The organism is Marinobacter sp. G5_S1_61_S3, from assembly GCF_054968585.1.
Genome location: NZ_JBQKUK010000019.1, coordinates 68,243 through 80,252 on the forward strand (window position 1 = coordinate 68,243; position 12,010 = coordinate 80,252).

The window sequence follows — 12,010 nt, forward strand, 5'->3', positions numbered from 1 at the left end:
GCAACTCCTGACAACCCGCTTAAAAAGGGCTGTCTATGTCCTCCATGCCCACGTACACCGCCTTCAGTTGGGTGTAGTGGTCGAGTGTGACTCGGCCGTTCTCGCGGCCAACACCGGAGAGCTTGTAGCCACCCACCGGCATTTCCGCAGGCGATGCTCCGTAGCTGTTGATCCAGCAGATGCCAGCCTGGATGCGGTGAATCACCCGGTGGGCGCGACGGATATCGTTGGTGAACACGCCAGCGGCAAGGCCGGTGTCGGTATTGTTGGCCCGGTCGATCACTTCCTCCTCGTCGGAGAAGGTCAGTACCGACATCACCGGCCCGAAGATTTCCTCACGGCAGATAGTCATGTCGTCGGTGCAATCGGTGAAAATCGTGGGCTCCACGAAGTAACCGCCGGGCGCGGAGCCTGGCTTCGCGGCCTTACCGCCGTGGCTGAGGGTGGCGCCCTCGGCAATGCCTTTCTCGATGTAATCCAGCACCAGTTGCTGGTGCTTCTGCGAGATCAATGCGCCAAAGTTGGTGTCCGGATCGGTGGGATCGCCCATACGGATATTGTTCAGTGTCCGCTCCAGCAGGCGGTCCATGAACTCCGAATAGATGTCTTCATGCACAAACACGCGCGTCCCGTTGGTGCAGACCTCGCCCTGGGTATAGAAGTTACCCAGCATGGCTGCGGACACTGCGTTATCGATGTCTGCATCGTCGAAAACGATCAGCGGTGATTTACCACCAAGTTCCATGGTGACGTCTTTCAGGGTGGAGGCAGCCGCGGTCATTACCTTCCGGCCAGTGCCGACTTCCCCGGTGAACGACACCTTGGCGATATCGGGGCTGTGGGTCAGCCAGGCACCGACATCACCCGCGCCCTGGACCACGTTGAACACGCCGGCCGGTACGCCGGCTTCGACAAAGATCTCCGCCAGCTTGAGGGCACCCATTGGCGTTTCCTCCGAGGGCTTGAAGATCATGCTGTTGCCGGTAGCCAGGGCCGGGGCGGACTTCCAGCAGGCAATCTGCAGCGGGTAGTTCCACGCACCGATACCAGCGCACACGCCCAGCGGCTCACGACGGGTGTAATAGAAATCCCCGCCAAGGTCCTGCTGGTTGCCCTCTACCGAGGGCGCCAGCCCCGCAAAATACTCCAGGGTGTCTGCACCGGTTACCACGTCTACGACCTGGGCTTCCTGCCAGGGTTTGCCGGTGTCCTGAACTTCCAGGGCAGCCAGTTCGTCATTACGCTCCCGCAGCAACGCCACGGCACGCTGGAGAATACGGCCACGCTGGGCACCGGTCATCGCAGACCAGACCTTGAAGCCGTCCTGGGCGCTGTCTATCGCGGCCTTTTGGACAGCTTCATCGGCGATTTCCATTTCATAGATCACTTCGCCCGTGGCCGGATTCACAACCGGGAAGGTTTCACCGGAGGCATTGGCCATGGGCTGGCCGTTGATAAAGTTCTGATAACGGGGCAATTCAGTCATGGGGTTCAAACCTGATCGTGTGAATTCGGGGTTAATTAGGGGCGGATTCGAGTGCGTTCAACGCAAATCGTTTACACAGCGTTTCCGCCGCCGAGAAGCCTTCCTGGGGATCGGTGCTCAGGGCACTTCGCAACCAGAAGCCGTCGATCATCGACGCCAGCTGGCGGGCGGCTTCGGTGGCGGCCTGTTTTGGCAAACGCTGGGCGAAGGAGTAACGCAGATTACTGTACAGCCTGGCGTTGTTGATCTGCTGCAGGCGCTGCAAACCCGGCTCGTGCATGGAGCGGGCCCAGAAGCTGAGCCAGGTCTTTGCCGCCAGATCGGTGCGCTGGAACTCGGAAAAATTGGCTTCGACGATGCACTGAAGGCGTTGTTCCGGCGACCCATCGGTGCGGGCCATCCGCTCCCGCAATTCCTTCCCCAACTGGTCCAGCAAATAACGCAACGCGGCTTCGATCAGCCCCTGCTTACCACCGAAATAGTGGCTGATGATGCCGGACGACATGCCGGCACGACGGCTGATGGAGATGATGGTGGTGTTCTGCAGCCCCAGCTCGGCAATAGACGCCATGGTGGCATCAATCAGTTGCTGCTTTCGGGTGTCTTTCACGCCAACAATCGGCATCGCGCTTCCTGTCCGTTTTATTAATTGAACGTTCAATTAAAATAAAGTGTACAGAAAGTAATCGAACCATTCAACCTGGCCTATGTGCACGGAATAGACGTCCACAAAAAAGCCCGCTATCCAGAAGCTGGACAACGGGCGGAATTTGTAGCCAGTCAGTTTGAGAAGCTCTCGACTTCGGACTGACTGCTACTCGACCAGCACCTGCCAGCCAACATTCGGCGTCGCGCTACCCGTTAATGCAACCGTTGTAATAGTCCCGTTTCGACCTGCAGCACTACCAACAATGTCTTCAAAGGTCAGAACCTTTTCGAAAGTAGCTAGCTCATCGACCTCTACAGGAGCTCCAGCAGGGCAAAATCCACCGCTCCCGTCGATCTCTCTGACTGTCCCGTTTAACACAATGGCATCCCCCGCCTGCATCACAAACGTCTGGTCTGCATAACTGCCGCTAAAGTAGAGAGTCGCAAGGTTCCCGACTTCAATGTAATTGCAGGCCGGTGCTTCCACTAACACGAAAGAAGAGTTATCGGTGAATTCTCTTGTGTTTACGACAACTCTACCTGGATACCGATCGCCGCCTCCCTGGGCATAAAATGTCCAATCCCATTCGTTGTCACTGCCAGCAGCATTCAACGATAAGAAAGTGTAGCGAAGAGTGACCACTGCATCGGGAACAAACGGATTGCTGCTCGCTGCCCTTTCCTGACCGTCATTACGATTGTCATCATCCGTATCGGGATCTGTCGGATCCGTTGGCTCAGGATTCAATCCGCCGCGATTCACCTCGTCACCATCGTTCACGCCATCAAGATCGGTATCAGCCAGCAATGGGTTGGTGTAAAACGTACTTGCGGTCGAGCGACCAGGGATAAGCAGGAGAAAACCCTCTTGCGTTTCTGCTTTATCCGACAAGCCATCCGAATCGCTGTCGGAAAGTAACGGATTGGTTCCCAGGCCCCCGGTCGAGCTCGGGAAATCCAGAACCGGATAGAGCTGCCCAAGCTCGGCATACTTTCTCAGGTCATTCACTTCCTCGTAGTCAGACAGTCCGTCACCATCAGTATCCTGATTATTGGGGTCGGTCCGCAGGTCCCGTTCAATCACATCCGGCAAGCCGTCGAAATCGGTATCGGGCAGCGACGGGCTCGAATTAACCTGACGGCCTATGGCTCCGTTCACGCTCACCACCCATCCCAGCGTGTCTTCTTCCCGATCTGAAAGACCATCGAGATCGGAATCGATGAAGTCAGAACCGTCAAACTCTGTCGGGTTCGACCCCAGCGCCAGCTCCAGGCCGTCTACAAAAGTATCCGCATCAGTATCCCGTCGCAACGGGTCACTGACCAGGCCCTCAATAGCAGGGCGAACTCTGTCATCACCTTTGGTGACACTATCAATCAACTGATTGTTTCCCGGAAGAATAACAACACTTTCCGGATAGACAGGGTTGCCTGAAAACACGCGCTGAATATCGTCACCATTCTTTAACGAATCGGCAATTCCGTTGCCACCATCCACGATCGCCAGTCCAGCATCAAAGCCCTCAAGCTCGATGAAGTCCGAAATGGCATCCCGGTCGGTATCCCGCTGAGTCGGGTCCGTCGCCGGCGGGATGCTGTTGATCGATTCGTAAAGATCGTCGCCCGCCAGGCTGGTTGTCAGAATGTTATCCGTACCAGGACCAACCACCGCCGTACCATACGCCACGATGGCCCCCACCGGCACCAACTGCTCATCGGTATCGCTCGCCTGGCTCTCTGCTACACCATTTCTGCCGGCAATGATGCCAATGGCCTGATCTATGACCACAGGGTCTCGTTGTAAAAATGCACACAAAGCGTCCGTTCGGGAGTCATTCGCCTCGCAGTAACGACGCAAGTCCTGCTCAACGGGGTCGAGCAACCCGTCGCCATCGGTATCCCGAAAGCGCGGTGATGAGAAGGTTTGCCTCAGGTTGCCGCCGTCCACTGCAACCTTCCAGCCCACATTGATTTCTGCGAAATCTCCCAGGCCATCCCGGTCGGTATCCCTGGAATCCGGAATGCCGTCGCAGAAAGGCTCCGGCAGCGGGCACCCTCCGGCCACATCCGGATCAAAACCTTCCCCAAAGGAACCGTTGACGTAGTTGTCCGTTCCGCTGTCCGTGGATCCTGACAGGAACTCGTTGCGGGCAAACAGACCATCCCCGTCCAAGTCTTGCAGAAACGCCAGAAACAGGTCGTTGCCCGCTTCCACCAGAATTTCATTGAAATCCGCTGCAGGCGGTAGGCTTTCAGCCGTCAGTACGACCCAGCCCCGGTTCAAGTCACCATTGCGCATAGTGTTAATGCGCACCAGTTGTTCCGGTCCGCTACAGGCATTGACCGGTTCCACAACCGGAACCAGGCACCGAACGTCTGAGTCGCCTGCCTCGCACCCACAGTCTGCAGCGACCCGACACACGTCACCCGCTTTGTTGGAGCTAACTGCACAAGTGCGACTGGTCTCATAGCCACTCACAAACTCAACTTGATCGTCGCCGAAGCGCCCCGTGTCCAATCTGCCGTTGGCCCCTGGACCGATCACCAGCGTTCCGATACTTAAACCGGTGGTATCTCGGGGCACAATCTGGACATCGTCCCCCTGAGCCAGACTGTCGGCGCGTTTGTTCAAACCTGCAACAATGCCGCTGGCGACATCAGGGTTGAGGATTAAATCATCGCCTGCAGGTCGGCTGTCCAACCACCCATTCGGACCAACAGTAACCACCGCCTCTCCATTAAACTGGGTGACGATGTCGTCGCCGCCCACCGATGTCGGGTTATCGGTGTCAAGAAGACCATTAACACCGGAAACGATTCGGTCAAGCGTGGTATCGTGCCGCGGAACGTCCATGATAGCCTCCAGCACATAACCAATCGGCAAACCGATCGCGTCGCCATTTGGGGCATAACCTCCCAGATACCCGCCACCGGAGACCCCGCCATCATCCAACACGCCGCTGGTTGCGACCAGATAATCCGTTGCTGAATCTGCATCACCAAAATCTAGCGCGATACGGGCGGTGCGGTCGCGGGCCACTTGGTTGATAAAGGTATAGGTACGGCCCAGTTCATCGGTCACCCGGTAATTGGCCACTCGAAAGACCAAGCCGTCCGGCTTGCGCATTATGTCCTCAACTAGGTTCGGGAACACTTCACGACTGGCGAACAAAAATGGTCCGCGCTCGGTGCTGAACGCCCCCAGGCTAACACTCAGTGGCGTCCCTGAAATTAGCTCTGAGTTCGACACCAGCGTAGCGACCGGCAGGAAGTTGGTCCTACTACCGACTTGTTGCAACACCGTAATTTCAATATCGCTCACGTTAAAAGGAACGTTGCCAAGATTGAGAATCGACAGATCAACATCAATCCGGGCCCCGACGACTTCCCTCGCTACCGTATTGGTAGTGGACAGCTCTGCCCCCTTGACCAGGGAGTTCTCGTAAACTTCCTGGCTTTCCTGCGCCGACTCGTCGTCCGTGGCCACCGTGCTGGACGCACTGTAACCGCCAGTAACCGTCAGCTCAGCGCCACCACTTAAGTTATTGCTACTCCCGCCGAAGAAATTGCCACTTCCAAGTCCCGCCCGAAGTGACGCCTCGACGCCCCACTCCGTGGTATCACTGCTTGAACTTGTAAACGAAGTGCTCTCGCTGGTCGCCAGCGTCGAATTGGAGCTTGACTCCTGGGAGATCACTTCGCCGGTCTCGTCCGTGTAGCTGTAGCGCTCGTCAATCTGCAGTCGAACATTCCCCACATCAATGCGCAGTTTGGGCAGGTCCGCAAGCAGTGGGTTCCGGTTCAACTCAAACAGTTCGGTATAGTCAGAGAGTTGGTCACCGTCGGTATCAGCAAGCAGTGGCGATGTCTTCAAGTCGAAGTGTTCGAAGCCATCCTGCAAGCCATCGTTGTCAGAGTCCTGCGCAAACGGGTTGCTGAAAATAGTGTTGAGTTCGAGGTTATCATCGAGGCCGTCGCCATCGGTGTCGGTGGCGCGGGGGTTCATGCCGTACTGCAGTTCCGCGCCATCACTGACACCGTCGCCATCGGTGTCGGCCACGTCCGGGTCACTGGTGACCTGGCGTTCTACGATGTCGCCGTTGGCCATCTCAATGATCACGGTATAACCGCTCTGTTCTTCGTTGTCGTAGAGGCCATCGCCGTCGGTATCAACCAGCGTACCGGCGTCCGGCCCGGTGCCGGCAAAGGTGGTACTGTTGGCGACAATCACATCGAGGGTGCCATTAGCGACACTGAACGACTGGCCGTTAATATCCCGGACGTTGCCCACCGTCACCCGGTAGGTCAGCGAATTCTGGGAACGGGTGGTCAGCACAACGGCACTGCGATCAGCGCCGGAGAATTCAGCAGAGACAACCGTCAGGCCACTGGCTTCAGGATTAACGTTTTCCTGGCCAATCGCATAGTTGGCCGGGTTGATGGCGCTTATTCCCATTGGCTTGTTGAAGTCAATCACCACACCAGTATTGCCAGACGAGCGCGCGCTGGTCACTGCAGGAGCCGTGGACGCTGCCGTATTGCGGGAAAGGCCTGAGAAATTCAGGTTACTGGCGGACGCAAGCAGTGGTAGAGCGCTCACCTTGCCAGAAACGCCGGTCAGCGTGACGGTGTAGGGCACATCGTCCTGCGGCCCGGTGGTCAGAATCACGCTATCACCGGAAGCGCCCATAGTGGCCGCCAGAATCTCCAGCGTTTCGCCCCCTGGCGTTTCAATCCGGTAGTTTTCCAGAAAGCCCGCATTGTCTGACACCGGCTCATTGAACAGCACCTCGACCACCGTATCGCTCAGGGAGGCGACGGACTCAATGATCGGCTCATTTGTGCCGTTGCCGGTGAACACCGTTGCCGGATCATCCACGCCCACCAGATCGAACTCCAGGGTGCCGTTGGGCACCAACTGGAGGTCTGACCGGGCGGGGGCAATCTCAAGAAGCACCGTTCTGCCATCTGCCGCCATGTTTGCCGCAACAACCGGCGCAGAGTTTCCGTTGGAGAGTACAACGTTGTAGTTTTTTATGTTTTCAGCCGCGTCTTCGGAGGCCGCCCGTTCAAACGTCACCTCAACATACCGCTGGCTGAGCGATTTGACGTCGCTGACCGGTGGAAGCTCCTCGGCATTCGGTTCAATCTGGCTTGCTGAATCTGTGTCATCATCGCTACTGCTGCCACCGCAGGCGCCGAGCAGGAGCACAAACGCCAGAACCGTCAGGCGGGACAGTTTCTTCCAGACTCCAGGGGATAAAACAGGGCCAGACCGGGCATACCCGGCCTGCATTGATCCGTTGCCGCTATTCACAGTGGGGGTGTTCATCATCGCTCCGAGTTCCGTTCAGCGTACGCTGGTATGGTTCGGAGCTGATGCAGCCATAATTACGGCAGACCAAGCTCAACAGACTGAACGATACCTTCGTGTTTATGGTTGTTGTTAACAATTTGTAACTAAACAAGTATCCGTAAGGAGCGCGAACGAATCATTAGCCATAAGCGCTAATTTCAACGGAATAGGGGTATTTGCCAGCGTATTTGCTACACTTCTGCTCAGTTTCGATGGCCCAGATCAGGCGATTGCTATGAAGATACTCGTCGTGGACGACCACCAGCTCTTTATCGACGGCATCTGGCACGTTCTCCAGAAAATTCATCCCCAGCCTGATATCACCGAAGCAAGCCGTGCCGAGCAGGCCATTGCGCAACTCGAGTCTGACGAATCATTTGATCTGGTACTGATTGATCTTGTGATGCCGGGACTTAATGGCCTATCGATTATTCAGAGAATGCATGAGCAGGGGATCTGGTATCCCGTCGTCGTGGTATCCGGCGAGGAATGCGCCCGAACCATCAAGACGGCATTGGAAATGGGCATCCTCGGGTTTATTCCCAAGAGCTACAGCAGCCAGAAAATGCTGGCCGCGCTGGCCTGCGTACTGTCAGGTGACACCTACATTCCACCCGGCATCCAGAAACAGATCGATACCCTGAAACCAAGACGGACGCCGCTCGCCGGCAATATCACCAGACGCCAGCGCCAGGTTCTGGAACTGATGGCCAGGGGCTATTCCAATCGCCAGATTGCCACCGCGCTTTTCCTGACCGAACACACCGTCAAAGCCCATGTGGGCTCCCTGCTACTTGAGCTGAATGCGGTCAACCGCACCGATTGCGTTCATATCGCCAGAACACGGGATCTTATCGAACGCTGAACCGCAGGAGCCAGGCCGCTATGTCTGCACTGGACATTGAGGAACGCATTACGTTTGAGTCGCTCTCTCCGTATTTTCCAAGTCTGCGCAGGTGGTCGATCGTAACCGCGATCGTGCCACTCACAGTCGTGATCGTTCTATGGCCCCGCAATGAAGCAACGCTCTTGATTGGCTGGTTTTTGGCTGCAATGGCGGGCATTTACGCGAAATACCTGTTATCCCGGCACTACCAGTTACACGCCTCACGAGACAAGAGCGCCAGCAAGTGGCACGTGGGGCTGCTTCTGAGCACCGCCTTCATGGGTTCGCTTTGGGTAATTGCGACTTTTGCGTTTTTTGATGAACATTCTGCTCCTCACCAGGTGTTCATGATTACCGTTGCTGTGACGCTTGGCATCGGTTCCATTACCTCCGGTACGCACTGGCTGCCGCTATACTATGTGTACGGCGTCCCCATTCTGATCGCATTAATACTGAGATTGGCCTTCGTCGGCAGCCTGCCTTACCTTGCACTCGCGTGCCTTATGGTGCTGGCCTTGCTGACGGCGATAAACATCGCAAAGCAGCTCAACGCCACCGTTCGCTCGGAAATGCGATTGCATTATTCCAGCGCTGATCTCGCCCGTGAGCTGCAACACAAGACCAGAGAGGCACAGGAGGCTGTGTTCGCCAAATCGCGAATCCTCGCTACAGCAAGCCATGATCTGCGCCAGCCATTACACGCCATCTCGCTGTACATTGATGCACTAAGAGATACGCCAAAACACAACCGACAGGAAGGCAATCGGATTTTTCGACGCCTGGATACCTGTCTGGGCATACTGAGAAAACAGTTTGACGGCATTCTTGATATTTCGAGACTGGACGCCAACGCCGTGCAGCCGGAACCCTATCACTTTGACATTGCAGAGTGTCTCGAAGGATTAGAGCGCGAATACCGGGAGGAAGCCAGGAACAGGCACCTTAGCCTGCGTATGCATTCACCAAGAACCGTCGTTTATTCCGACCGCGCGCTGCTGGAGCGCATCCTGCGAAACCTGATAACAAACGCTCTGCGCTACACCAACACCGGTGGCGTACTCATTGCCTCCCGACGACGCAAAGACCACGTCCTCATCCAGGTGATCGACACCGGCTCAGGGATACCGCCGGATAAGCAGGAAACGGCGTTCATCGAGTTTCAGCAACTGGACAATGCAGGCCAGGAACAGGAAAAAGGACTCGGGTTCGGCCTGGCCATCGTACGCAGGTTGTGTGAATTGCTGGGCCTCCCGCTTTCACTACGATCCAGGGTGGGGTACGGATCCACATTCGAAATCCGCTGCCCTCTAGGAAGCGAGGCCCAGGCAGAGAATCATGTCAAGCACGATGCCAACCATCCCCACGCGCACGACAGGCAGAAACTCGTGCTTGTCATCGACGATGACCCTAGCGTTCTGGATGCCATGCACACACTGCTATCCCGCTGGGGTCTCACCGTGATTGTGGCTGAATCACTCGTTGATATGCTTCAAAAAATGCCCGAATCACAAACCGCTCCGGATCTCATCCTGACCGACCTGAGCCTGCTTAAAGGACCCGACGGCATTGGAATCATTAGCCAGTTGAGAGATCATTTTCGCACCAATATCCCCGGCGTGCTTATCAGCGGCACCACCGATCCGGATAAACTGAAGCAGGCCAGATCCAGTGGTTACCGGCTGGTGCAGAAGCCCATTAATCCCAGTGAGTTGCGCAGCCTTGTTCAACATCAGTTATACGCTCACAACTGACGTTTCGGGACGCCCATAAAAAAGCCCCGCTATCCGGAAACCGGACAACGGGGCGGAAAAACACGAACTGGTTAGGGGTCAGCCGTGTGTGAACCTGTTTTCACGCCGAATTTCAGGCGGAGCTTCAGGCCGCAGCTTCGTCACTCTCGCTCTCATCAACGGAGTTTCGAATCAGGAAGTCGAACGCGCTCAGGGCGGCCTTGGAGCCTTCACCCATAGAGATCACGATCTGCTTGTAGGGCACGGTGGTAGCGTCACCGGCCGCAAACACGCCCGGGATGGAGGTTTCGCCCCGGTCGTCGACAATGATCTCGCCATGCTGGCTCAGCTCGATGTCACCTTTCAGCCACTCGGTGTTCGGCACCAGGCCAATCTGGACGAACACACCTTCCAACGATACATGGTGGCTCTCTCCGGTTGTGCGGTCGGTATACTGAAGGCCGTTCACCTTGCCGTTCTCGCCGGTAATCTCAGTGGTCTGGCCCGAGGTAATGATTTCCACGTTCTTCAGGCTGCGCAGTTTCTTCTGCAGCACATCGTCTGCGCGCATGGCAGCGCCGAACTCAATCAGAGTCACGTGGCCAACAATACCCGCCAGGTCGATGGCCGCTTCCACGCCGGAGTTACCGCCGCCGATCACCGCCACACGCTTGCCCTTGAACAAGGGGCCGTCGCAGTGCGGGCAATAGGCCACACCTTTATTGCGGTATTCCTCTTCTCCCGGAACACCCATCTGGCGCCAGCGAGCGCCGGTGGACAGAACCAGCGTGCGGCTCTTCAAAGAGGCGCCATTGGCCAGACGCACTTCGTGGTAGCCACCCTTACGGGCCGCCGGGATCAGTTTTTCAGCGCGCTGCAGGTTCATGATGTCTACATCATATTCCTTGACGTGCTGCTCCATGGCCGCCACCAGCTTGGGGCCCTCGGTGTAGGGCACAGAGATCAGGTTCTCGATGCCCATGGTGTCCGCCACCTGGCCACCGAAGCGTTCTGCGGCGATACCGGTAGAGATACCCTTGCGCGCCGCATAGATAGCGGCTGAAGAACCCGCCGGGCCACCTCCAATGACCAGCACCTCGAACGGGTCTTTTTGCTGGAGCTTCTCAGCGTCACGAGCCTCTGCACCAGTGTCGACCTTCGCGATAATCTGCTCCAGAGTCATGCGGCCCTGGCCAAACGGCTTGCCATTGAGATAAACGCTGGGCACTGCCATGACTTCACGCTGCTCCACTTCATCCTGGAACAGGGCACCGTCGATCGCCGTATGCTTGATCCTTGGATTGAGGACGCTCATCAGGTTCAGCGCCTGGACCACGTCCGGACAGTTCTGGCACGACAGCGAGAAGTAGGTTTCAAACTCAAAGTCGCCGTCCAGGTCTTTGACCTGTTCAATCACTTCCTGGCTGGCCTTGGGCGGATGACCACCTACCTGCAACAGCGCCAGAACAAGGGAGGTAAATTCATGGCCCATGGGGATGCCGGCGAATCGCACGCCGATGTCGCTGCCAACACGATTAATGGCAAATGACGGGCGACGTACTTGCTCTGACTCTTCCGTGCGCAGGCTGATCTTGTCAGACATGGGCTCGAGCTCGTCCAGCAACTGCTTCAGTTCCTGGGACTTTTCGCTGTCGTCATAAGCGGCAACCAGCTCGATCGGCTGCTGCAGCTTGTCCATGTAAGCGTTCAACTGTTCCTTGATACTGGCATCCAACATGCTCTCTTTTCCCCTCTGAATAGCGTAAAACTGAATGTGCGAACTCGGTTTGAGTCGTGAATCGAATATAGGAGAACGATACGGACTGGCCTTCCACAGCTCAAATTAATTGATCCAAAGTATTTGATAGGCCTTTGCTATTCGACTCGATAAATCAATTGGATAG

At 56.4% G+C, this 12,010-nt stretch carries 6 protein-coding genes; 2 read left to right on the forward strand and 4 right to left on the reverse strand.

The annotated features are described in order from the left end of the window. Positions 1-19: 19 nt before the first annotated feature. The 3 genes from betB to ACTRWH_RS17740 all read right to left on the reverse strand — a co-directional run bounded on the left by betB (position 20) and on the right by ACTRWH_RS17740 (position 7,466). Positions 20-1,486: a betaine-aldehyde dehydrogenase gene (gene betB / locus ACTRWH_RS17730; RefSeq protein WP_199480537.1), complete on the reverse strand. Its 1,467-nt coding sequence runs from the start codon at positions 1,484-1,486 to the stop codon at positions 20-22. Positions 1,487-1,517: 31 nt separating this feature from the next. Beyond that, positions 1,518-2,111 carry a transcriptional regulator BetI gene (betI, locus tag ACTRWH_RS17735; RefSeq protein WP_462826692.1) on the reverse strand — a complete coding sequence of 198 codons (594 nt, stop codon included), beginning with the start codon at positions 2,109-2,111 and terminating at the stop codon, positions 1,518-1,520. Between the two features lie 189 nt (positions 2,112-2,300). Continuing rightward, on the reverse strand, positions 2,301-7,466 hold the full coding sequence (locus ACTRWH_RS17740; protein WP_127401991.1) for a hypothetical protein: 5,166 nt from the start codon (positions 7,464-7,466) through the stop codon (positions 2,301-2,303). 259 nt (positions 7,467-7,725) lie between these two features. Between ACTRWH_RS17740 and ACTRWH_RS17745 the strand changes: the two genes are divergently transcribed. Together ACTRWH_RS17745 and ACTRWH_RS17750 are read left to right on the forward strand one after the other, a co-directional pair. After that, on the forward strand, positions 7,726-8,355 hold the full coding sequence (locus ACTRWH_RS17745) for a response regulator (RefSeq protein ID WP_075194613.1): 630 nt from the start codon (positions 7,726-7,728) through the stop codon (positions 8,353-8,355). A 20-nt stretch (positions 8,356-8,375) separates the two neighbouring features. After that, on the forward strand, positions 8,376-10,127 hold the full coding sequence (locus ACTRWH_RS17750; protein WP_462826693.1) for an ATP-binding protein: 1,752 nt from the start codon (positions 8,376-8,378) through the stop codon (positions 10,125-10,127). Positions 10,128-10,251: 124 nt separating this feature from the next. On the opposite strand, the gene ahpF is transcribed toward ACTRWH_RS17750, so the two are convergent. Then, positions 10,252-11,844 carry an alkyl hydroperoxide reductase subunit F gene (ahpF, locus tag ACTRWH_RS17755; protein WP_036211647.1) on the reverse strand — a complete coding sequence of 531 codons (1,593 nt, stop codon included), beginning with the start codon at positions 11,842-11,844 and terminating at the stop codon, positions 10,252-10,254. Positions 11,845-12,010: the final 166 nt, after the last annotated feature.